Annotated in this window: 21 protein-coding genes and 1 pseudogene; 14 read left to right on the top strand and 8 right to left on the bottom strand. The window is 66.8% G+C overall.

Annotated features, from left to right (window positions below):
• Positions 1-57: 57 nt before the first annotated feature.
• The gene (locus tag QCD68_RS11900) at positions 58-441 is read left to right on the top strand and encodes an ArsR/SmtB family transcription factor (RefSeq protein WP_301223160.1); all 384 of its coding nucleotides are present in this window, start codon (positions 58-60) and stop codon (positions 439-441) included.
• Complete coding sequence (locus tag QCD68_RS11895; protein ID WP_301223159.1) at positions 438-1,991, top strand: N5-glutamine methyltransferase family protein; 1,554 nt, start codon at positions 438-440, stop codon at positions 1,989-1,991. The genes QCD68_RS11900 and QCD68_RS11895 overlap by 4 nt, the downstream gene beginning before the upstream one ends.
• A gap of 15 nt (positions 1,992-2,006) precedes the next feature.
• On the opposite strand, the gene QCD68_RS11890 is transcribed toward QCD68_RS11895, so the two are convergent.
• The 3 genes from QCD68_RS11890 to QCD68_RS11880 all read right to left on the bottom strand — a co-directional run bounded on the left by QCD68_RS11890 (position 2,007) and on the right by QCD68_RS11880 (position 5,114).
• Positions 2,007-2,861 carry an NAD-dependent epimerase/dehydratase family protein gene (locus QCD68_RS11890; protein WP_301223167.1) on the bottom strand — a complete coding sequence of 285 codons (855 nt, stop codon included), beginning with the start codon at positions 2,859-2,861 and terminating at the stop codon, positions 2,007-2,009.
• 126 nt (positions 2,862-2,987) lie between these two features.
• Entirely contained in the window at positions 2,988-3,578 is a 591-nt protein-coding gene (locus QCD68_RS11885) for a TetR/AcrR family transcriptional regulator (RefSeq protein WP_301223158.1), read from the bottom strand.
• Between the two features lie 522 nt (positions 3,579-4,100).
• On the bottom strand, positions 4,101-5,114 hold the full coding sequence (locus QCD68_RS11880) for an LLM class flavin-dependent oxidoreductase (protein WP_301223157.1): 1,014 nt from the start codon (positions 5,112-5,114) through the stop codon (positions 4,101-4,103).
• 105 nt (positions 5,115-5,219) lie between these two features.
• On the opposite strand from QCD68_RS11880, the gene QCD68_RS11875 reads away from it, so the two are divergent.
• Both QCD68_RS11875 and QCD68_RS11870 read left to right on the top strand, forming a co-directional pair.
• Positions 5,220-7,775 (top strand): DEAD/DEAH box helicase, encoded by a 2,556-nt coding sequence (locus QCD68_RS11875; protein WP_441005184.1) that lies wholly within the window; start codon positions 5,220-5,222, stop codon positions 7,773-7,775.
• 101 nt (positions 7,776-7,876) lie between these two features.
• Positions 7,877-8,128 carry a DUF6458 family protein gene (locus QCD68_RS11870; protein WP_111076171.1) on the top strand — a complete coding sequence of 84 codons (252 nt, stop codon included), beginning with the start codon at positions 7,877-7,879 and terminating at the stop codon, positions 8,126-8,128.
• A 78-nt stretch (positions 8,129-8,206) separates the two neighbouring features.
• Here QCD68_RS11870 and QCD68_RS11865 read toward each other — a convergent pair whose 3' ends face one another.
• The 3 genes from QCD68_RS11865 to QCD68_RS11855 all read right to left on the bottom strand — a co-directional run bounded on the left by QCD68_RS11865 (position 8,207) and on the right by QCD68_RS11855 (position 9,983).
• Positions 8,207-8,728, bottom strand: a complete 522-nt coding sequence (locus QCD68_RS11865) for a ribonuclease H family protein (RefSeq protein ID WP_111076172.1) — start codon at positions 8,726-8,728, stop codon at positions 8,207-8,209.
• A gap of 78 nt (positions 8,729-8,806) precedes the next feature.
• Positions 8,807-9,421 (bottom strand): hypothetical protein, encoded by a 615-nt coding sequence (locus QCD68_RS11860; protein ID WP_301223156.1) that lies wholly within the window; start codon positions 9,419-9,421, stop codon positions 8,807-8,809.
• Positions 9,402-9,983, bottom strand: a complete 582-nt coding sequence (locus tag QCD68_RS11855) for a hypothetical protein (RefSeq protein WP_301223155.1) — start codon at positions 9,981-9,983, stop codon at positions 9,402-9,404. The genes QCD68_RS11860 and QCD68_RS11855 overlap by 20 nt, the downstream gene beginning before the upstream one ends.
• Positions 9,984-10,094: 111 nt before the next feature.
• On the opposite strand from QCD68_RS11855, the gene QCD68_RS11850 reads away from it, so the two are divergent.
• Positions 10,095-10,424 (top strand): hypothetical protein, encoded by a 330-nt coding sequence (locus QCD68_RS11850; RefSeq protein ID WP_111076175.1) that lies wholly within the window; start codon positions 10,095-10,097, stop codon positions 10,422-10,424.
• Positions 10,425-10,455: 31 nt separating this feature from the next.
• On the opposite strand, the gene QCD68_RS11845 is transcribed toward QCD68_RS11850, so the two are convergent.
• Both QCD68_RS11845 and QCD68_RS11840 read right to left on the bottom strand, forming a co-directional pair.
• Positions 10,456-11,274 (bottom strand): aldo/keto reductase, encoded by an 819-nt coding sequence (locus tag QCD68_RS11845; protein ID WP_301223154.1) that lies wholly within the window; start codon positions 11,272-11,274, stop codon positions 10,456-10,458.
• Between the two features lie 75 nt (positions 11,275-11,349).
• On the bottom strand, positions 11,350-12,555 hold the full coding sequence (locus tag QCD68_RS11840) for an MFS transporter (RefSeq protein ID WP_111076177.1): 1,206 nt from the start codon (positions 12,553-12,555) through the stop codon (positions 11,350-11,352).
• Positions 12,556-12,976: 421 nt separating this feature from the next.
• Between QCD68_RS11840 and nrdH the strand changes: the two genes are divergently transcribed.
• The 9 genes and pseudogenes from nrdH to QCD68_RS11800 all read left to right on the top strand — a co-directional run bounded on the left by nrdH (position 12,977) and on the right by QCD68_RS11800 (position 21,964).
• The gene (gene nrdH, locus QCD68_RS11835; protein WP_017886897.1) at positions 12,977-13,210 is read left to right on the top strand and encodes a glutaredoxin-like protein NrdH; all 234 of its coding nucleotides are present in this window, start codon (positions 12,977-12,979) and stop codon (positions 13,208-13,210) included.
• Between the two features lie 116 nt (positions 13,211-13,326).
• Entirely contained in the window at positions 13,327-13,743 is a 417-nt protein-coding gene (gene nrdI, locus QCD68_RS11830; RefSeq protein WP_111076178.1) for a class Ib ribonucleoside-diphosphate reductase assembly flavoprotein NrdI, read from the top strand.
• A gap of 17 nt (positions 13,744-13,760) precedes the next feature.
• Complete coding sequence (nrdE, locus tag QCD68_RS11825) at positions 13,761-15,866, top strand: class 1b ribonucleoside-diphosphate reductase subunit alpha (protein ID WP_301223153.1); 2,106 nt, start codon at positions 13,761-13,763, stop codon at positions 15,864-15,866.
• 106 nt (positions 15,867-15,972) lie between these two features.
• Complete coding sequence (gene nrdF / locus QCD68_RS11820) at positions 15,973-16,974, top strand: class 1b ribonucleoside-diphosphate reductase subunit beta (protein ID WP_301223152.1); 1,002 nt, start codon at positions 15,973-15,975, stop codon at positions 16,972-16,974.
• A gap of 142 nt (positions 16,975-17,116) precedes the next feature.
• Positions 17,117-18,328: a hypothetical protein gene (locus QCD68_RS11815; protein ID WP_301223151.1), complete on the top strand. Its 1,212-nt coding sequence runs from the start codon at positions 17,117-17,119 to the stop codon at positions 18,326-18,328.
• On the top strand, positions 18,325-20,100 hold the full coding sequence (locus tag QCD68_RS11810) for an ATP-binding protein (protein ID WP_301223150.1): 1,776 nt from the start codon (positions 18,325-18,327) through the stop codon (positions 20,098-20,100). Before QCD68_RS11815 ends, QCD68_RS11810 begins: the two co-directional genes overlap by 4 nt.
• Positions 20,101-20,471: 371 nt before the next feature.
• Positions 20,472-20,702 (top strand): annotated as a pseudogene (locus QCD68_RS17535) (hypothetical protein); the annotation flags it as partial.
• Positions 20,703-20,794: 92 nt separating this feature from the next.
• Positions 20,795-21,499 carry a hypothetical protein gene (locus QCD68_RS11805; protein ID WP_301223149.1) on the top strand — a complete coding sequence of 235 codons (705 nt, stop codon included), beginning with the start codon at positions 20,795-20,797 and terminating at the stop codon, positions 21,497-21,499.
• Between the two features lie 3 nt (positions 21,500-21,502).
• On the top strand, positions 21,503-21,964 hold the full coding sequence (locus QCD68_RS11800; RefSeq protein ID WP_301223148.1) for a hypothetical protein: 462 nt from the start codon (positions 21,503-21,505) through the stop codon (positions 21,962-21,964).
• The last annotated feature ends 125 nt before the right edge of the window (positions 21,965-22,089 follow it).

Below are 22,089 nucleotides of genomic sequence, written 5' to 3'. Positions count from 1 at the left end.
TACTCGCGCTGTACGACGCAAGTCGTACTAGTCGGTGCGGAGTGGTACCGTCCGTGCATGCCCGAGCGCACCGACGGAGCCGCACCACTCCCGCAGCACACCCCTCTTCCGCAGCCGACGCCGGCCGAGATGGACCTGCCGGTCGTCCTGGATGCCCTGTCCGACCCGATCCGGCTGTCGATCCTGCACCGGTACCTGGTCGACGGTGCCGGCGAGGAGCGCTCCTGCGGCTGGGTCGGCATCGACCGGCCGAAGTCGACGCTGACGCACCACTTCCGGGTGCTCCGCGAAGCCGGGCTGCTCGAGCAGCACCTCGAGGGGCTGACCCGCGTCAGCCGAGTCCGGACCGAGGAGGTCCAGCAGCGGTTCCCGGGCCTGCTCGACCTGGTCCTCGACTGGCAGGTGCCCGCCGGCCTGGTCCGCGCCGAGGCATTGGCGTGAGCGGCGACACCGGCGTGAGCGCGGTCCGCCTGCCCGACGTCGTCGCCGAGCCCGCCGTCACCTCGGCGCTCGCCGCAGACCTGACCACCGCCGGGTACACGGTCGAGGGCGTCGACGCGCTCTGGGGCGCCGAGGCCGCCGCGGCCCTGCACCGTGGCGTCCGAGTCGCCGCCCGCCGAGCCCTCGCCGCCCGCCCGACGACCCCGCTGTCCACCACCGCCACGCTCTTCGTGCTCGGTCTGCCGGTGCCGCGGGCCGACGCCGAGGCCGCGTTCCCGACCGCCGGCGTCCCGGCCCTGGTCGCGGCCGGGGTCCTCCGCATCGACGGGGACTCCGTCGCCGCCGCGGTCGACCTCCGCCCCTACGCGTTCGTCGACGACCTGGGTGCCGGCAGCTGGTGGATCGTCTCCGACCTCGGTGAACTCGCCCTCGGCCACGCCATCAGCGAGGAGCACGTCCTGGGCATCGGCGGCGCCACCACCACGCTGAGCGGCCTGCAGCTGCCCGTGCCGGTCCGGCGGGTGCTCGACCTCGGCACCGGCTGCGGCATCCAGGCCATGCACGCCCGACGCTTCGCCGACCAGGTCGTCGCCACCGACATCTCCCGACGGGCGCTCGACATCGCCCGGTTCAACGCGCAGCTGAACGGCATCGACGGCATCGAGTTCCGTCACGGCTCACTGTTCGAGCCGGTCGCGGGGGAGCGGTTCGACCGCATCGTCTCGAACCCGCCGTTCGTGATCACCCCTCGGCGCGAGGGTGTCCCCGCCTACGAGTACCGCGACGGCGGGATGGTCGGCGACGCGCTCGTCGAGACGGTCCTCCGCGGTCTCGCCGAGCACCTGGAGCCCGGCGGGACCGCGCAGCTGCTCGGCAACTGGGAACACCGGTGGGGCGACGACGGCCTGGAGCGCGTCCGCTCCTGGTTCGCCGACACCGACGTGGACGTGTGGGTGGTCGAACGGGAACGCGAGGACCCGCCCGCCTACGCCGAGACGTGGATCCGCGACGGCGGCACGAAGCCCGGCACGCCCGTCTTCGACGACCTGGTCGACGCCTGGCTCGACGACTTCCGCGACCGCCACGTCACCGGGGTCGGCTTCGGCTACGTCGTCGTCCGGTCGGGAGGCACCTCCGCCCTCCGCCGTTTCGAGCGCCTCCCGCAGGTGCTCGGCGCCAACCCGGCCGGCCTGGGCGCGACCATCGCCCGCACCCTCGACGCCGTCTCGTGGCTCGCCGGACGGGACGACGACGCGTTCACCGCCGCGCACCTCCGGGTCGCCGGTGACGTCACCGAGGAACGGCACTACTGGCCGGGCAACGACGACCCCACCGTGATGACGCTCGTGCAGGGCGGCGGGTTCGGCCGACGGGTCGACGCCGACACCGCGCTGGCCGCCTTCGTCGGCGCGGCCGACGGCGAGCTCACGGTCGGGCAGATCGTCGGCGCGATCGCCCAGCTCACCGGCGTCGACGACCGGGCGCTGTCCGCGGACCTGCTGCCGCGCCTCCGCGACCTGGTCCTCGACGGCCTGCTCCTCCCCGCGTAGGGGCCCGCGAGGGGGTCAGGGGCGCCAGGTGTGCTCGGGGGCGTAGCCGAGCAGCTCGCGGGCCTTGTCCGAGGACAGCAGGGAACTCGTGCCGTCGATCTCGGCACGGCGCTCGACGTCCGGCAGGAACCGCTCGACGAGCTCCAGCGTCGGCGTCTCCATCACGGTGTCCGGGCTGGCGATGATGAACGCCTCGAACCCGGTCAGCTCGCTCTCGACCGCCTTGCGCACGGCCTGGGCGCCGTCCCGCGAGTCGATGTACGACCACAGGTTGAAGGTCTTCGCCTCCGGCGACGCGTCCCACGGGAACGCCGGGTAGTCGGTCTCGTCCATCACGTTCGAGAAGCGCAGACCGATCATCTTCAGCTGCGGGTCCCAGCGGGTGAAGTGGCGCGCCATCTCCTCCTCCACCGCCTTGCCGAGCGAGTACGACGACTGCGGCCGGACCGCGAACTCCTCGTCGACAGGCAGGTAGGGCGGGTGGTGCTCGCCCATCGGGATCCCCAGGAGCGTCTCACTGGACGCCCACACCACGTTCCGGATGCGGGCTGCGCGGGCAGCGTGGAACACGTTGATCGATGCGGTCACGTTGTTCGTGATGAGCGCGACGTCCGGCACCTGGCCCGGCGCGGGCACGGCCGCGAGGTGCACCACCGCGTCGACCGAGTCGTAGCGGTCGTCGACCCCGAGTAACGTGTTGAGCACCTGGCCGTAGTCCGTCAGGTCCGTGCGGACGAACTGCACCCGCTCCGGCTTGTCCGGGGAGGCCACCCGGTCGAGGAGCACGACGTCGTAGCCGTGCTCGTCCAGGTCGCGGACGACCGCCCGTCCGAGCTTGCCGCTGCCACCGGTCACCACTACACGCGTCATCGCGTCACTCCACCTCGTCGTCGAGACCCCGGGTCGGGTCACGCCCATCCTGCCCTGCCGGTGGTGGACGCAACCAGGTACGGGCGGTACCTGCCCGCCGGAGGGTGGGCGAGCCTCCCGGCCGGGTCAGGAGCCGACCGAGACCCGGGCCATCGCGAGCCGGGTGACGAGTTCGACGTGCTGCGCCATGTCGCGGCTCGGGTCGTAGAGCCACTGGATCTGCAGCCCGTCCGCGACGGCGAGGAGGACGCTCGCGAGTTCCGCAGGGTCGAGGTCGCTCCGGAGCCTGCCGTCCGCCTGCATCGCGTGGAAGTCGGCAGTCATGCGGGCGCGACCCGACTCGTAGCGCTCGCGGAAGTACGCGTGCGCCGGGTGTTCCGGATCGGTCGCCGCCGCCGCCGACAGGTTCACGAACATCTGGACCAGCCCCGGCACCTCGGCGTTGTGCCGGACGACCGACGCCAGGAGCGACGCGAGGTCGGGGGCGTCCCACTGGGACGCGCGGTCCTCCTCGTCACGGCGTCGGAGCACCGCGACCCAGAGGTCGTCCTTCGAGTCGAAGTAGTGCAGCAGGCCGGCCTGGGTGAGACCGACGGCGGCCGCGATGTCCCGGATGCTCGTCCGCCGGAACCCCTGTGTGGCGACGCGGTCGAGCGCGACGGCGAGGATCTCCTCGCGCTTCGCGATGCCCTTCGCGTACGAACCCCGTCGTGCCATGGCGCGACTGTACCGTCCGGGGGCGGAGTGCCCTCCCGGGCGGCGGCTGCCGGCATGACCCTCGGACTGGAGCGCCTGAGGAGGCTGTACATCCGTCCATTTTCCGCACCACCTCCGACGACGTCGGTACGCTTGCCGGTGCGCCAGTCGGCTGGTTACCGTCGGCGCACGCATCGAAGAAGGACTGCCGAGTGTGTGTCGCGGCCTCCTGATCCGGCCGAGGACGCCCCGGTGGTCCTGATGCGTTCCGATGCGCCCCCGCACCTGGTGCGGGGGCGCATCCTCGTTCCCGGGATGCGCACTGTGGCAGCCGGTACCCGTCTTCCTCCGGGTGTGACAAAGAGGTGCGCAGGTGGAACGATGAGTGCACCATCGCGTTCGGATCAGGGACGCCGATGGTCGTCCGGCGGGGGAGCCCACGGGACTCACCGACTCGTGGGCCCCGTCGGATGTTCCCTGCTGTTCGTTCGCGTGCGTGCGTACCGCTCGCTCGTTTGTTCGAGTGGGTGCGTGCTCGCTTGCTCAGGCGGTGCGGACCGACGGGGCGATCTCCTCGGCGATGATCCGCAGGATCCGCTCGTGGGAGGCGCCGTCACCGTTGGCGGGCAGGGTCACGACCAGCTCGTCGGTCGCGGCCACTGCCGGGTCGGCGCGCAGGGCGTCGACGATGGCGGCCGGCTCGCCCGAGAGCACCTTGCTGAAGCGGAACGGCGGGCCCGAGAGCGGCCGCCCCTCGTCGTCCATGCCGGCTGCGTACCCGGTGAGGAACTCCTCGTGCACGGCGCGGTCGTGGTCGTCGAGCAGCGGGACGATGATGCGGCCGACGGCGACCTTCGCCTGCCGGTCCGGGTGCAGCTCGGCGAACCGCTCGCGGTAGGCCTCGATCTGAGCCGCCTGCGCCACCGCGAAGGGCTCGCCGGTGTCCTCGGTGTTCAGGGTCGAGCAGTGCAGCAACAGGCCCTTCTCGGCCGTGCGGACCGCGGTGCCCATGCTGCCGCCGCCCCACCAGACACGGTCGAGCAGACCGGGGCTCCGGGGCTGCAGGGTGAGTTCGGCACCGGCGGGGATGCTCTCGTAGCCCTTGCCCGCCGACCCGAGGGCGTCGCCGTGCAGGACCTCGAGCAGTCGGGCGGCGCGGGCCTCGGCCTCGTCGCGGAAGGACCGCTCGGAGCCGCCGAACACCGGGTCGAGGATCGGGCCGTAGCCGGCGATGCCGGTGCTGATGCCGAGCTGCACGCGCCCACCACTGAGCAGGTCGACGGTGCTGGCGTCTTCGGCCAGGCGCACCGGGTCCTCGTAGCGCATGCCGAGCACGGCGGTGCCGAAGCCGATGGTGCTGGTCCGCTGGGCGGCGGCGGCGAAGAACGGCATCGGGCTCGTGAGGAACGGCTCGAAGTGCCGGCCGCGGACCCAGCCGGTGCCGTAGCCCAGGGTCTCCGCGGTCTGGAAGAGCCGGAGTCCGTCCTCCAGGGCGCTCGCGGCGCCGTCGGTACCGCCGTGGTTCGGGACGAAGGAGAGGAAGCCGAGTTCGCGCACGGGGTAAGTCTATGCGGCCGTATGGATCTGTGGAAGGTGCGGGGTCTGTCCACGGATGTCGAGCCTCCCGTCCGTCGGCCACGGCCGGGCTGGGAGGATGGGCACATGACCGACGCCACCACTGCTGCTCCGCTCGTCGCCGCGATGCCGGCGGCCCCCGGCGGTGTCGTCGACCCCGACGCCGTCTACCAGGCCTTCGCCGACTGGGCAGAGTCCGGCGGACGGCCGCTGTACCCGGCGCAGGACGAAGCCCTCATCGAGCTGGTGTCCGGCGCCAACGTCGTCCTGAGCACCCCGACCGGCACCGGCAAGTCGCTCGTCGCGGCCGGCGCCCACTTCGCCGCACTCGCGGAGGGCAAGCGCAGCTACTACACCGCGCCGATCAAGGCCCTGGTCTCCGAGAAGTTCTTCCAGCTCGTCGACCTGTTCGGCGCCCAGAACGTCGGCATGGTCACGGGCGACTCGGCGGTGAACGCCGACGCCCCGATCGTCTGCTGCACCGCCGAGATCCTCGCGAACCTGGCGCTACGCCAGGGGCCCGACGCCGACGTCGACGTCGTGGTGATGGACGAGTTCCACTTCTACGGCGACGCCGATCGTGGCTGGGCCTGGCAGGTGCCGCTGCTCGTGCTCGAACGGGCACAGTTCCTGCTCATGTCCGCCACCCTCGGCGACGTCACGACCATCGCGGACGACCTCTCCCGCCGGACCGGACGCCCGACCGCACGGGTCACCGGCGTCTCCCGCCCCGTGCCGCTCGAGTACGAGTACGTGATGACCCCGGTGCAGGAGACCGTCGAGCGCCTGCTGGAGGAGGGCAAGGCGCCCGTCTACATCGTGCACTTCGCCCAGGCCGCCGCCCTCGAACGCGCCCAGGCGCTCATGTCGGCCAAGGTCGCCTCCCGCGAACGCCGAGACCAGATCGCCGAGGCCATCGCCGGCTTCCGCTTCAGCGCCGGGTTCGGACAGACCCTGTCACGCCTGATCCGCGCGGGCATCGGCGTCCACCACGCCGGCATGCTGCCGAAGTACCGACGCCTGGTCGAACAGCTCGCCCAGCGCGGCCTGCTGCCCGTCATCTGCGGCACCGACACCCTGGGCGTCGGCATCAACGTGCCGATCCGCGCCGTGCTGTTCACCGGCCTGACGAAGTTCGACGGCACCAAGATGCGCCAGCTCTCGGCCCGCGAGTTCCACCAGATCGCCGGCCGTGCCGGACGTGCCGGGTACGACACCGAGGGCGACGTCGTCGCCGAAGCGCCCGAGCACGACATCGAGAACGCCCGCGCCGTCGCCAAGGCCGGGGACGACCCGAAGAAGAAGAACAAGATCAAGCGGAAGAAGGCACCCGAGGGCTTCGTGTCCTGGGGGCAGGCGTCCTTCGAGCGGCTGATCGGCGCCGAGCCCGAGCCGATGGCGTCCCGGATGCGGATCACCCACGCGATGGTGCTGTCCGTCGTCGCCCGCGGTGGGGACGCCTTCGAGGACGTCCGCTCGCTCGTCTACGACAACCACGAACCCCGCGCCCGACAACTCGCGATGGCCCGCCGAGCACTGACCATCGCTCGGACCCTCATCAACGCCCGGGTGATCGAGAAGGTCGACGGCACCTACCGGCTCACCGTCGACCTGCAGGCGAACTTCGCGCTCAACCAGCCGCTGTCGCCGTTCGCGCTCGCCGCCTTCGAACTGCTCGACCCCGAGTCGCCGACCTTCGCCCTCGACATGGTGTCCATCGTCGAGGCAACCCTCGACGACCCGCGGGCGATCCTGTCGCAGCAGCAGTTCAAGGAACGTGGCGAGGCGGTCGCCCGGATGAAGCAGGAGGGCATCGAGTACGACGAGCGGATGGAGCTCCTCGAAGCGGTCACCTGGCCGAAGCCCCTCGACGAACTGCTCACCGCCGCGTACGAGAGCTACGCCGACGAACAGCCCTGGGTGCTCGACTTCTCGCTGTCCCCGAAGTCCGTCGTCCGCGACATGTACGAGCGGGCGATGACCTTCGGCGACTACGTGCGCTTCTACCAGCTCACCCGCTCCGAAGGGCTGGTCCTGCGGTACCTCTCGGACGCCTACCGCACCATGCGACAGACCATCGCGGACGAGCACCGCACCCAGGAGCTCGACGACATCATCGAGTGGCTCGGGGAACTCGTGCGCCAGGTCGACTCCTCGCTCGTCGACGAGTGGGAGGCGCTGATGAACGGGGACATCGCGCTCGCCGAGGCCGAACACGACGAGATCGCGCCGCCGCAGCCCGCCCGACTCACCGGCAACGTCCGGGCCTTCCGGGTCCTGGTCCGCAACGCCCTGTTCCAGCGGGTGCTGCTGGCCGCGCGGGACGACATCGAGGGCCTCGGCGAACTCGACGCCACCGCCGGCTTCGACCAGCACGCCTGGGACGCCGTGCTCGAGGAGTACTACGACGAGCACGACACGATCGGCATCGACGCCGAGGCCCGGTCGATGCAGTACCTCGTGCTCTCCGAGCAGGGTCGGACCTGGCGTGCGCGACAGATCTTCGCCGATCCGGCGGGCGACAAGGACTTCGGGTTCTCGGCGACCATCGACCTCGACGCCTCGGACGACGCGGGGGAGGCCGTGGTCCGTGTCACCGAGATCGGCCGTTTCGACGGGTGGGCCGAGGTCGACGTCGACTGAGACGAGCGGGCCGGTCGCCGCGGAACGCACGCGGTGCGTGGCCGGAACACGTGGGCAGTCGACCGGGTACGGTCAGCCGCAGCCCACGGAAGGAACCCCCCATGCGAATCGGCTCCAGCATCGCCTTGATCGTGATCGGCGCCATCGTCGCGTTCGCGGTCGACTACCAGGTCGCCGGCATCGACCTGCGCCTCATCGGCTACATCCTGATGGCCGCCGGCGTCGTCCTGCTCATCATCAGCCTGGCGGTCGGCTTCGGCGGACGCCGGACCACCACCACGACGCGCTCCGGCGTCGACCCGGCCTCGGGCGAGCAGATCACCCAGCAGGACCGCCGCGACGGCACCTACTGAGTCCAGAGCGACAGACAGCGAGGGCGGGACCGATCGGTCCCGCCCTCGCTGTCTGTCGTCTGGCGTGCGTCGTGCGGTCTAGAAGAGCGTCGCGGGCGGGGCGACCTCGGGGATCGCCGCCGGCTCCGGGACGTCGACGCCCGGCCAGCCCGGGCCCGTCGGCACCTCGGTGCGGTTCTGGTACGCCGTCGCCGCACCACGGGCACGGACGTCGGCGGCCTCGTTCATCTCGTGGCCCATGTGCCCGCGGACCCACTCGAACGTCACCTTGCGGCCCTGCAGCTCGGCGTCGAGCTCCTGGATGATCTCCACGTTGAGGACCGGCTTGCCGTCGGCCTTCCGCCACCCCTTGCGCTTCCACCCGGCGAGCCACTCGGTGCAGGCCTTGATGGCGTACTGGCTGTCGCAGAGGATGTGCAGCGGCTCGCCCGAGTCCTTCGTGGCCTTGAGGAGCTGCAGGACAGCGGTCAGCTCGCCCTGGTTGTTGGTGCCGCGGGGCCAGCCGCCGGCAGCCCAGCGGTCGTCGTCCACGTACCAGGCCCAGCCGGCAGGGCCGGGGTTGCCGAGGGCTGAGCCGTCAGCGGCGGCGACGATCGTCACGGTGGGACCTCCTGGTGGTGGCGAGTGCCCGACGAGCGTAACGGACCTGCGGGGGTGCGGCGTGCCTCCCGGCCGTGGTCAGCGCCCGGAGGTCCGGTGGAGTGCGGCGACCAGCCCGTCGCCGTCGATGACGTCGTACATCGCGAAGTCCTCCCGCATGCCGGGCATGCCATCGAGGCCCGTGTTGGCGTACTGCTGTGCCGACGCGCTTCCGCCCAGGAAGAGCGTGTCGAGGTCGCTGACGTCGTCCCACTGCACGGTGACGTGCTCGGCCGTCCGGTCCACGTACCAGTCGGTGCGGCGAGCATCGGTCTCGCGTGTCCTCCGTCCGTTCGTGACGAGCGCCCGCTCCGTCGTCACGGCGTAGACGTCCGTGCGCTTGCGGTGGCGCTTCACGAGGAATCGACCAGCAGAGAGGTGCAGGGCGACCAGGACGAGGGCGGACAGCAGCACCAGGACCCGAGGGTGCGCCTGCGATCGCGCCGCTCCCACGAGGAAGGTCGTCACCACGACGAGGAAGAAGGCGTTGAACGGGATCAGCCACCGGTCGGCGTCGACGAACATCCGCTGCGGGTCGCTCTCGCCGATCCAGAGGAGCTGTTCGCTCGGGCGGAGGTGTTGCTCGACGATGGCCCGCTGCTCGGGTGTCGCCGAGTCGATGGGGCAGGAGGCGTCAGCGTCGGGCTGCGTCATCGAGCGCCTGGACCAGGGCCGCGCCGTCGGCGACGTCGTAGAACGCCATCGGACGTGGACCGAAGAACCCGTCCAGGCCGGTGTTGGCGTAGATGTGCTGGAGGTTGGGTCCGCCGAACCCGCCGCCGCCGAAGACTCCACGTCCGGAGCTGTCGCCCCACTCGACCGTGCAGTGGGTCCGCCCGCGGGTCCAGGTGATGTTCCGGTCGGTCCGGCTGACATCGGTCTCGCGGCTGCTGCGTCCGTTCGTGATGAACGCCCGCCGGTCGGTCACGGCGAAGGCCTCCGTGCGCTTGCGGTAGCGCTTCACGAGGAACCGGCCGACGATCAGGTGCAGTCCGACCAGTACGAAGACGCTGCCGAAGAGGGCGAAGAACCAGGGCGCTCCGGTGGTCAGGACACCGACCTCCCAGAAGATCGCGAAGCCGCCCCACAGGATGCTGAAGGGCACGAGGAACCCGTCTCGCCCGGAGAAGAACCGTCCGGGGTCGCTCTGCCCCGCCCACAGCAGGCGCTCCCCGGGTCGGAGCTGCTCGGTGGCCAGGGCGCGAGGATCCATCACGCTTCGACGGTACCGGTGTGACCGGGGTCCGGTTGTGCCCCGATCGGCCCGGCGGCCTGGGAGTCCGGGGCGTGCTGCCGCCTAGCGTTCGGGGAAACGGGAGGAACCACCATGAGCAACGACATCGCAGGCCCCGAGCACTCCGACGACCGGGACCGCTCCGACGCCCTGGCCTCGGCAGCGCACAGCGACGACGTCGACGGGGTGAGCGGCAGCGAGCAGCGGGCCGCCGACACGTCGTACAGCCCCTCGAGCGAGCGGGAGATGGACGCGTCGCAGACGGAGCAGCGCGACGACGACGACCTGCGCGCGGACGGCATCGACCCCTCCCGCATCGTCGCGGCACCGGGGACCGGTGGCGCGGACGACGCCGGTGACGTCGAGCCCGAGCCGGGCGACCTGCACCTGCCGTGGCAGTCCGAGGAGGACCGCCAGGGCTGAGTGGCGCCGGACTCCAGGCCCGACCGCGCGCTCAGGCGACGGCGTCGGGGTGGGAGCCCGTGCGCTGGCCGGACTCGAGGCCCGCGATCGCAGCGAGCTCGTCGTCCGTCAGCACGAAGCCGTCGACGTCGCGGTTCGAGCGGATGCGCGACGGCGTCACCGACTTCGGCAGCACGACGACCCCCTGCTGCACGTTCCACCGTACGAGCACCTGGGCGACGCTGACGTCGTGGGCGGCCGCGATGCCGACGAGCACCGGGTCCTCGATGAGCCGTCCGCGACCGAGGGGCGACCACGCCGCGGTGACGATGTCGTGCTGCTCGTGGAACGCCATCAGTTCACGCTGCGGCAACCACGGGTGCCGCTCGACCTGGTTGACCGCCGGGACCTCACCGGTCTCGTCGATGATCCGTTCGAGGTGCGGCACCTGGAAGTTCGAGACGCCGACACTGCGGGCCCGCCCGGAGGCGCGGAGTTCGACGAGCGTCCGCCAGGTCTCGACGTAACGGTCGTTCGCCGCCGCCGGCCAGTGGATCAGGTACAGGTCGACCGCGTCGAGCCCCAGCCGCTCGATACTGGCGTCGAACGCCCGGAGCGTGCCGTCGCGGCCCTGGTGGTCGTTCCACACCTTCGTGGTCACGAACACGTCGTCACGTTCGAGCGCGGAGGCCCGGAGGGCCTGCCCGACGCCCCGTTCGTTGCCGTACATCTCGGCCGTGTCCACGTGGCGGTACCCGGCGTCCAGCGCGAGCCCGACGGCCGTCGCTGCCTCGGCGTCGTCGACCTTGTAGACGCCGAAGCCGACGGTGGGGATGCTCCGGCCGTCGCGGAGGGGGATCGAGGTGACCATGCACCCATCCTGCCCGGCGTGAGGGGGGTGGGGCGGGCCTCCAGTCCGACCTGTGGAGAACGCAGGCCGGGCGGATCAGGTGGGGAGGTGGACCGGCTCGGTGTCGGGCAGTGGACTGGCGTCGCGTCCGCGCAGGTCGGGCAGCCAGCGGCGCATGACCAGGGGGAACACCACGCCGGCCGCGGCCATGACGGCGCCGACCATCAGGCCGCCGCTCGGACCGTTGCTGTCGATGAGGAAGCCGGCGACCGCGGACCCGCCGGCGGCACCGATGAGCTGGCCGGTGCCCATCCAGCCGTAGGCCTCGGCCGTGTCGGAGAACTTGACCGTGGCGGAGACCGAGCCGAACATCACCGTCAGGGCGGGGGCGATGCCGGCGCCCGCGATGACGAGCGAGATGCAGAGCCACCAGAACGTCGGGTTGCCGACCGCGAGCACGAGTCCGACGAACACGATCGTCATGCGCAGCCAGAGGGCGTTCTGCGAGATCGGACGGTGGCCGAGCGCCAACCCGCCCGCGAGTGACCCGACCGCGAACACGGCGAGGACGATGCCGGCGTTCGGGCTGCCCTCGCCGAAGACGCTGGTGACGCTGGCCTCCACCGCGGAGCACGCGCCGATGAGCAGCAGGCCCGTGACGGTGGCGACGACGACCGACGGCCGCTTCATGACGACACCGAACGCGCGCTTCGAGCGGGGGATGCGGACGCGGCCCAGCTCGGGGGAGGCGATGAACCACGTGCAGCCGATGAGCAGGAACACCATCGCGACGACGATCGCCTCGACCGTGCCGATCTGCGTCGCCACGAACGTGGTGATGACCGGACCGGCGACCCAGATCAGCTCCTGCGCACTGGCGTCGAGGGAGAACAGCGGGGTGAGCTGCGAGGACGTGACCATCTTCGGGTAGATGGTGCGGACCGCGGGCTGCACCGGCGGGACCGCCAGGCCGCCGACGAAGCCGATCACGACGTACGCCCAGAGCGGCATCACGAAGAAGGCGATGACGCCCATGGTCAGGAACGCCACGATGCTCGTCAGGATCAGCACCGGGCGCATGCCCCAGCGTCCCATCCACCGGCTGGTCAGCGGACCGGCGAGGGCCTGGCCGATGCTCGTCGTCGCGAGGACGAGGCCGGCGGCGCCGTACGAGTCGAAGATGTGCTCGACGTGCAGCAGGTACGCCAGCGACAGCATGCCGAACGGGAAACGCGCGGTGAGTTGCGCGGCGATGACCCGGCCGACCCCGGGAGTCTTCAGCAGGGACCCGTACGCGCTCACGAGACGAGTGTACGGACCGGACGGACCGCGTTGCGGCGGGTGTGGAGAGCGGTCTCCTCCGACCCGGAGAGCGGTGGCCCCCGAGGCGGAGAGCGGTGGCCCCCGAGCGGGGGAGCGGCCGTCGACGGGGTGTCGGACCGCTGTCCGCTGGACGTTCTCAGACACGCCGGGCGTGCAGTTTCCACATCCGTGGACAGGTCCCCCCAACAGGGTGTGGGAAGTGTCGGTGGGCGGTGGCAGAGTGGCGGAAAACCGGGCCTCGCGGGAATCCACAGACTGTGGATGACGTTGTGGAAACTACAGGGGTGTAACACTTCCTCTAGTGGTCCACCCGTCCATCGGGCACTACATGTAGTAGCGTCATCGACAACACAGCACCAGAACGACGGGCCTCCAACCGGGCCCAGAACCAGGGGAGATCATGGCCGTCACCGTGTACACCAAGCCGTCTTGCGTCCAGTGCACTGCGACGTACCGCGCCCTCGACAACAAGGGCATCGAGTACGAAGTGCACGACGTCTCCACGGACGAAGCAGCGCTCGAGCACGTCAAGAGCCTCGGCTACATGCAGGCCCCCGTCGTCGTGACCGACGACGACCACTGGTCGGGCTTCCGCCCCGACAAGATCGCCACCCTCAGCGCCGAACTGGCCTGACGGCTCGCGGGCCCTCCGGCCCGCCTCGCCCGGCGGCGGAAGGACAGCCTGGAGGCTCGTCCCGCCCCCGCCACACCCCTCCGGTCCGCAGTCCGCACCTCGTCAGGGAGCGCACCATGAGCCGCCTCGTCTACTTCTCGAGTGTCTCGGGCAACACCGCCCGGTTCGTGGAGAAGCTCGGCCAGGACGCCGACCGGATCCCGCTGCACGCGAGTGAGGAACCCCTCCGTGTGGACGAGCCCTACGTCCTGGTCCTCCCCACCTACGGTGGCGGCAACGGACACGGAGCGGTCCCCAAGCAGGTCATCAAGTTCCTCAACGACGAACACAACCGGGCTCTGATCCGGGGCGTCGTCGTCGGTGGGAACACCAACTTCGGTGAGGCGTTCGGCCTCGCCGGGGACATCGTCGCGCGCAAGTGCGGAGTCCCCGTTCTCTACCGCTTCGAAGTCTTCGGGACCCCCGACGACGTGGTGGCGGTCAACTCAGGATTGGAAGCATTTTGGACGCAGCAGTTGCAGACGTCGATCTGACGTCGCCGCAGACGGGGATGGACTACCACTCCCTCAACGCGATGCTCAACCTCTACGACGCGGACGGGAACATCCAGTTCGACAAGGATCGTGAGGCGGCCAAGCAGTTCTTCCTGCAGCACGTCAACCAGAACACCGTCTTCTTCCACAACCTGAAAGAGCGGCTGGACTACCTGGTCGAGAACGAGTACTACGAGCAGGCGACCATCGACCAGTACTCGATGGACTTCATCCAGCGGCTCAACGACCTGGCGTACTCGAAGAAGTTCCGGTTCCAGACGTTCCTCGGTGCGTTCAAGTACTACACGAGCTACACGCTCAAGACGTTCGACGGCAAGCGCTACCTCGAGCGCTTCGAGGACCGCGTCGTGATGACGGCCCTCGGCCTGGCGCAGGGCAACGAGCAGCTCGCGATCGACCTCGTCGAGGAGATCATCGCCGGCCGCTTCCAGCCCGCGACCCCGACGTTCCTCAACACCGCGAAGGCCCAGCGCGGCGAACTCGTCTCCTGCTTCCTCCTCCGCATCGAGGACAACATGGAGTCGATCTCGCGCGGGATCAACTCCTCGCTGCAGCTCTCGAAGCGCGGCGGCGGCGTGGCCCTGCTGCTCTCCAACATCCGCGAGGCCGGCGCCCCGATCAAGCAGATCGAGAACCAGTCCTCGGGCATCATCCCCGTGATGAAGCTGCTGGAAGACTCCTTCTCCTACGCGAACCAGCTCGGTGCGCGTCAGGGTGCCGGCGCGGTCTACCTCAGCGCCCACCACCCGGACATCATGAAGTTCCTCGACACCAAGCGCGAGAACGCCGACGAGAAGATCCGCATCAAGACGCTGTCCCTCGGCGTCGTCGTGCCGGACATCACGTTCGAGCTCGCGAAGAACAACGAGGACATGTACCTGTTCTCGCCGTACGACGTCGAGAAGGTCTACGGCGTCCCCTTCGGTGACGTCCCGATCTCCGAGAACTACCGCGCGATGGTCGACGACTCGCGCATCAAGAAGACGAAGATCAAGGCGCGCGAGTTCTTCCAGACCATCGCGGAGATCCAGTTCGAGTCGGGCTACCCGTACATCGTGTTCGAGGACACGGTGAACAAGGCCAACCCGATCAAGGGCCGGATCAACATGTCGAACCTGTGCTCCGAGATCCTGCAGGTCAACACCCCGACCACCTTCAACGAGGACCTCTCGTACAAGGAGATCGGCAAGGACATCTCCTGCAACCTCGGCTCGCTGAACATCGCGCTGACTATGGACTCGCCGGACTTCGGCAAGACCATCGAGACCGCCATCCGCGGCCTGACCTCCGTCTCGCAGATGTCGCACATCACCTCGGTCCGCAGTGTCGAGGACGGCAACGACAAGTCGCACGCCATCGGCCTCGGCCAGATGAACCTGCACGGCTACCTGGCTCGTGAGCGCGTCTACTACGGCTCCGAAGAGGGCATCGACTTCACGAACATCTACTTCTACACGGTGCTGTTCCACGCCCTGCGCGCCTCGAACAACATCGCGATCGAGACCGGGGAGACCTTCGACGGGTTCCGCGACTCGAAGTACGCGTCGGGCGAGTTCTTCGACAAGTACACCGACCAGGTCTGGACGCCGGCCACCGCCCGGGTCGCGTCGCTGTTCGACAACGCGAACATCACCATCCCGACGCAGGACGACTGGAAGGCGCTGAAGGCGTCCATCCAGGAGCACGGCATCTACAACCAGAACCTGCAGGCTGTCCCGCCGACCGGTTCGATCTCGTACATCAACCACTCGACGTCGTCGATCCACCCGATCGCGTCGAAGATCGAGATCCGCAAGGAAGGCAAGCTCGGCCGCGTCTACTACCCGGCGCCGTTCATGACGAACGACAACCTGGACTACTACCAGGACGCGTACGAGATCGGTGCCGAGAAGATCATCGACACGTACGCCGCGGCGACACAGCACGTGGACCAGGGCCTGTCCCTGACGCTGTTCTTCAAGGACACCGCCACCACGCGTGACATCAACAAGGCGCAGATCTACGCATGGCGCAAGGGCATCAAGACGATCTACTACATCCGTCTGCGCCAGCTCGCCCTCGAGGGCACCGAGGTCGAGGGCTGCGTCAGCTGCATGCTGTGACCTCCGGTCGCTGACGCGACCACCCCCGGCCTGGAGGCGCGGTGCCAGCCTGCACCGCGCCTCCAGTCCGACTCCCGTTCCGATCAATGACTTCCGGAAGAACGCAATGACTCTCACCGACCCGGTCCACGCCACCGGCAAAGCCGTCCCGCTGATCCGTTCGGTCAGCGCGATCAACTGGAACCGCATCCAGGACGAGAAGGACGTCGAGGTCTGGAACCGCCTCGTCAACAACTTCTGGCTGCCCGAGAAGGTGCCGCTGTCGAACGACGTGCAGTCGTGGAACACCCTCACGCCTGAGGAGCAGCAGCTCACCATGCGCGTGTTCACGGGTCTGACGCTCCTGGACACCATCCAGGGGACCGTCGGCGCGATCAGCCTGATCCCCGACGCGATCACCCCGCACGAGGAGTCCGTCTACACGAACATCGCGTTCATGGAGTCGGTGCACGCCAAGAGCTACTCGTCGATCTTCTCGACCCTGGCGTCGACCCCCGAGATCGACGACGCCTTCCGCTGGTCCACCGAGAACGTGAACCTGCAGAAGAAGGCCCAGATCGTCCTCGACTACTACACCGGCGACGACCCCCTGAAGCGCAAGGTCGCGTCGACCCTGCTCGAGTCGTTCCTGTTCTACTCCGGCTTCTACCTGCCGATGTACTGGTCCTCGCGCGCGAAGCTCACGAACACCGCTGACCTGATCCGCCTGATCATCCGCGACGAAGCCGTCCACGGGTACTACATCGGGTACAAGTTCCAGAAGGGGCTCGAGGGCGCTTCGGAGGAGCGCAAGCAGGAGATCAAGGACTACACGTTCAGCCTGCTGTTCGAGCTGTACGAGAACGAGATCCATTACACGCAGGACCTCTACGACCAGGTCGGGCTGACCGAGGACGTCAAGAAGTTCCTGCACTACAACGCCAACAAGGCGCTGATGAACCTGGGCTACGAGCCGATGTTCCCCAAGGAGACGACGGACGTGAACCCGGCGATCCTGTCGGCGCTGTCGCCCAACGCGGACGAGAACCACGACTTCTTCTCGGGGTCGGGCTCGTCGTACGTCATCGGCAAGGCGGAGAGCACTGAGGACGAGGACTGGGACTTCTGATCTCTGTCTGACTTGTGGGGACGCCCCGCTGGCTTCGGCCGGCGGGGCGTGCTGTCGTTTGAATTTGGCCGTCGTAGCCTCGATTGAGTTGCGGGAGATAAGCCACTAGCATCGATGTGAAGAGAAAGATGGGGGAGGGCTCATGGCCGATGGGCACAGCAACCGCGCGGCTGGTGCCACGATTGCAGGATTCGATTACCAGTTTGATCACGCGATCGTTCAGATTTTGGATGCAAGAGCCTCTGATAGGTTCGAGGTTGAAGGCAAAGAAGACCTCGACTTCTTTGGAGACTCTTCAAAGCGCGCCATCCAGGTCAAGTATCACGAGAGCGGAAAATACACGGGTCCAAAGGGGCTACGCGATCCTCTCGTGATGATGCTCAAGGACTTCGATCAAGCCGACAGCTGGCAATACGTCCTTCATCTTCGATTCGGTTCGGGGGAGGTACCCGAGCGACTCTCCCTCGGTGACTTGAGAACGGCCCTTGTGCGTCGCGATAGGGAGCTTGGTGAGGAGGTGCGCGATCATCCGGAGTGGGATGATGCCCTACTCCTCGAATTCAGTAAGAGGTTGACCATCGCGCGTGGTTCTACGTTTGAGAGTCAGCAGCATGACGTGATCCAACGTCTGAAGATGACCTTTTCGTGCAGTGAAGACGAGGCTCGGATCCTTCATCTCCCCAGAGCCAGGGATTTTGTCCGGACCAAAGCCCGCCAATCGGACATCGCAGCTCGCGGGGTCACAAAACCCGAATTGACATCGGCCCTTTCAGTCGTGGACCGCTTATACGGTCTGTGGCATTCCGACAAGGCGGGTGCTGAGTCGTTCCTTCGAACTCAGATCGCACTTCTGAAGCGGATGCAATATAGCGATCGAAAGAAGCATCGAGCGATCTTGTTGCGTCCGAAGATGGAAGAGTTGGATCTCGTCGTCGAGTTGTGTGAAGTTCTGACAGCCTCCTACCTTGCGGGTCTGTCGAACGCAAAACCTTGGCTGCTTGCAATCGACGCAGAGAAATCCTTCATGACGAATCTAAAGATACGGCTAATCCGCGACGAAATTGCCTTCAATGACGGCTATGAAGAGATCAGTCTCTCTACGACTGCGCTAAGGCGACCACCGGTGTTGCATGTCAAGGCAAACTCTCGCATCAGCGATGCGTCATATGCTTTGAAGGTGATCACCCTAGGATCGCTCTCCAGCTATTCGCATACTGGTGGGAGAGTGGCGCGCCTGATTGACGCATCCGGAGGGGTGCCGTACGACTTGGGCGATTCGTTTGCTACGCAAACAATGCATCTGGTTGACTTCAATCAGGAGAACATCAATCGGATTGTCGGGGAGATTCTGTGACTGCCTTCTCGGACCTGGCCAAAGTTGTCGCCGTGGGTCCTAACCTCATTGAAGTCGAACTTACTTCGACCGACGAGTATCAGCAGCTTGAGCAGAAGCTGCAGATAGGCTCGTATCTGAAAATCTCAGACGATGAGGATGCCTCGCTAGTTGCCGTTGTCGATGGCTTCCGGGTCCGAGATTCGTTGGGTACTGACGGCGTCCCGACGGACCCGAGATTCGTACTTTCGCTCCAGCCGGTGGGCCGACTGGAAAACGGTAAATTCTACCGCGGCGGCAAGCAGATTACGATTCCCCCGCAGAATGTGGAGCTCGCGGAGAACGATCTCCTGGAGCGCATTTATTCAGGGGAGGGGATTTCTTCGAAATTCAACTTCAGTACTTTAGTGCAGGATCCAAGCGTCGAAGTGTCGTTGGATGGTGACAGATTCTTTGGGAAGCACATCGGGGTCGTTGGGTCGACTGGATCCGGTAAATCCTCGACAGTTGCCGCGATCATTCAAGCGGCCACCGAGCCGACTTCGGACCAGGTAGCGCGCGGTGTATTGAACAATTCGCATGTTATCATTTTCGACATTCATGGCGAATACTCGACGGCGTTCCCCGATGCCCGAGTCATCACCGCAGATGATTTGAACTTGCCGTATTGGCTGATGAACTCCGAGGAGCTGGAGGAGCTCTTCATTGAAAGCAATGAACAGAACTCACATAACCAGGTCTCACAGTTCCGGCATGCAGTTATAGCGAACAAGCAGCGTCATAATCGGAACATGCCAGTGGGCCAGGTTTCTTACGATTCTCCAGCTTATTTCTCTCTGGAGGAAGTTCTGCAATACATTGACAACTTGAACTCGGAAGTTATCGGTCGAAACCCGGACGAAGGGTTGCCGAAGAGCTCGGACCCAAATATCGGGCGAGCTGGCTTGATCGATTCCCGGGAGCAGATCTACTTCGGTCAGAAGGTCCCGTTCGTTGAATCAAGTCAAGCAGCCGGCAAGAAGGCCACGGCTGGCCCTTTCGCTGGCGAATTCAACCGTTTCCTTATGCGACTCGAGAGTCGACGAGCCGATCGGCGTCTAGACTTCCTTTTGTCGCCGAAGAATGGCGAAGGGCAAGTTTTTCAAACAGAGGACATGGATCGGCTCATATCGCAATTCATGGGGTTTGAAGACGATGCGCAGGCAAATGTCACCATACTCGACTTGAGTGGAATACCTTTCGAGGTTCTTAGCGTGGTGGTTTCGCTAGTCGCACGACTAGTTTTCACTTTCAGCTTCCACTTCAAAAAATTGCATGCCGCCGACGAGGCCGAGCTTCCATTCTTGCTGGTTTTTGAGGAGGCGCACAACTATATCCCGCAAAACTCGTCGGCTCGCTTCAATTCTGTGAAGAAGTCCATTGAGCGTGTGGCGAAGGAAGGCAGGAAATATGGAGTATCGCTCATGATCGTAAGTCAGCGACCATCGGAAGTGTCGGAGACGGTCTTTTCGCAATGTAGCAATTTCGTCGCAATGCGGTTGACTAATCCGGCGGATCAGAATTACGTGAAACGTCTTCTGCCTGACGATCTAGGTGCCCTCACGAATTCGCTTGCGTCATTGGAACAGCGTGAAGCCGTGATCATCGGCGACGCAATCGTTCTGCCCTCTCTAGTTCGCGTCAATCCGATCACGCAACTTCCTCGTTCTATGGACGTCAACTTCCATGCAGCCTGGCAGGAAGACTGGGCGCATCGGGCGTTTGAGGGCGTGATAGACCGCTGGCGGCGGTGAGGGCAGGACGACCTTGATCGACGTCGCGAGACCCGGCCTCGGGCGACGAGCGGCGCGGTGAAACAGGTGCGCCCGTTGGTCGCAATGCCAGATGTCGCGTCGGGGGCGGAAAGGCTCCTCCTCTAGCGCGCGCGGGCTTCGCTAGCGAGACCGGCGGGAGCGGAGCGGCCGTCGTGTAGCGCGCAATTTCTCCCTCGTCGCGAGCTAGTTCTTCCCGCACGTTAGTTCGGCTGCCCAGGTCCGGGTGAGGGCCGCGATCGCGGCTTTCATCGCCCCGCACAGTCCGGACGACGGCTCGGTGCCGGACGCTGCCGTGGATCCGGTGACGACGGCGGCGGACCCCTGAGGCCGTCGAGGTCGTCCAGTCCGTCATGCGGAGTTCCGAGCACCCGATCGCGCGGATCCGCACGCAGCTGGTGTCCGTGGCGGTCGAGCACGGGGCGGCGCAGGGAGCGCCTTCGCTGCTGCTCCGCGCGGCGGTAGAGCTGTCGGCCCGTGATCCGGAGGTCGCCGCCACCGTCTCCGACGCCTTCGACACCATCCGCGCGGGCTACACGGCCTGCATCGTCGATGCGCAGGCGGCTGGCGAGGTCGAGGCCGACGCCGACGCGGAGGCGCTCGGCACGTACTTCTGCGCGGTCATCGAAGGCATGGGCGAGTCCTCGGCGCGGAAGCAGAAGCGGCCTGGCCGCACGTGCAGGACGCTGCTGCGGTCGCCGGGAACCTGTTCGCCTCGCTGGGCAACGCCATGGTCAACCACCCGGACGAGGTGCTCGAGCTCCTCGGCGGCCTCGCGACGATGGCCGGGGGAGCAGCGATGGAAGGTGGAGGTGTCGCACTCGACATCACCGGAGTTGGAGCGATCGCCGGTGTGCCTTTGAACACCTCCGGTGCGGCGGTGATGGCCGCGGGGGCCACCGCTGCTGGAGCAGGCGCAGGTCAACTCGGCGTCCACGCGATGACGGACGACGGGGTCAGCCCAAACCGCACCGACCACGTCGAGCAGGCGAAGAAGGACCCGAACGGCCCGAATGAGGACCATCCCGGGCGTAACAACAAGGGTGAATACCGGTCGCAGGACAACGACAAGGCCCGTGCCGATTCTGCGCAGAAGGAGGCGCAGGGTCTCAAGCAGTACGAGCGCAAGACTGGAGTGAAGGTCACAACGACGCAGCCGGTGCGCGCCAGCATGGAAGGCGCATCGAAGGAACGGGTCTACGACGGCTTGGTCAAGAAACCTGACGGCACATGGGAGGGCGTCGAGGTGAAGAGCGGCACGTCGAAGGACGGGGCCCAAGAAGTCTTCGACCGAGCGGTGTCGTACGACCATCCCGCGTACGCCACACTGAACGGTGAACGCATCAAGATCACCTCGGTCAACTACCAACGAGTGAAGTAACGAATGATCATCGAAGAGACCAACAGCAGCGTCAGCAGCATCCTGCAGGACACGTTCCGGCCGATACCTGATCAAGTACGCCGCATGCTGGGGTTGCTCGACAACGACGAGCAGTTCGCGTGGCAGATCTGGTGGTGTCCCGACGACGCCGACTGGATGTTCAACCCCGAACAGGCTGAGGAGCAGTACGGCGGCTCCTACCTCCAGGCCGGCGGCACCGCGGAGAAGATGAGCGTCGAACTCCGCCGACGTGAGGACGACGGCGAGTACCGCTTCTACATCGTCGGCCGTGACCACGACCTCGCGGAACCGCTCACGGAGACCATCGACGTGCAGGCTGCGCACGAGCGGCGGCACCCGGCTGAGCTCTTCACCGCCGACCAGGCAGCGCCGGTGTTCATGCACTACGTCGAACACCAGACCGTCCCCGACGGTTGCACGCTCCGGCTCATCGCCGACATGTGAGCGGTGGCGGCGTCGCCGCCGCATGTCCGCAACCCTGTTCCGGACTGAAGGCTCGGTGCCAGCTGGCACCAGTCTCTTATAAACAACTGACGCTTGCCGACGAACAGTAAGATTTGTAGATCTCG

The sequence above is a fragment of the Curtobacterium sp. PsM8 genome, from assembly GCF_030433875.1.
Taxonomy (GTDB): Bacteria; Actinomycetota; Actinomycetes; order Actinomycetales; family Microbacteriaceae; genus Curtobacterium.
This window is presented reverse-complemented; position numbering and strand designations above follow the sequence as displayed.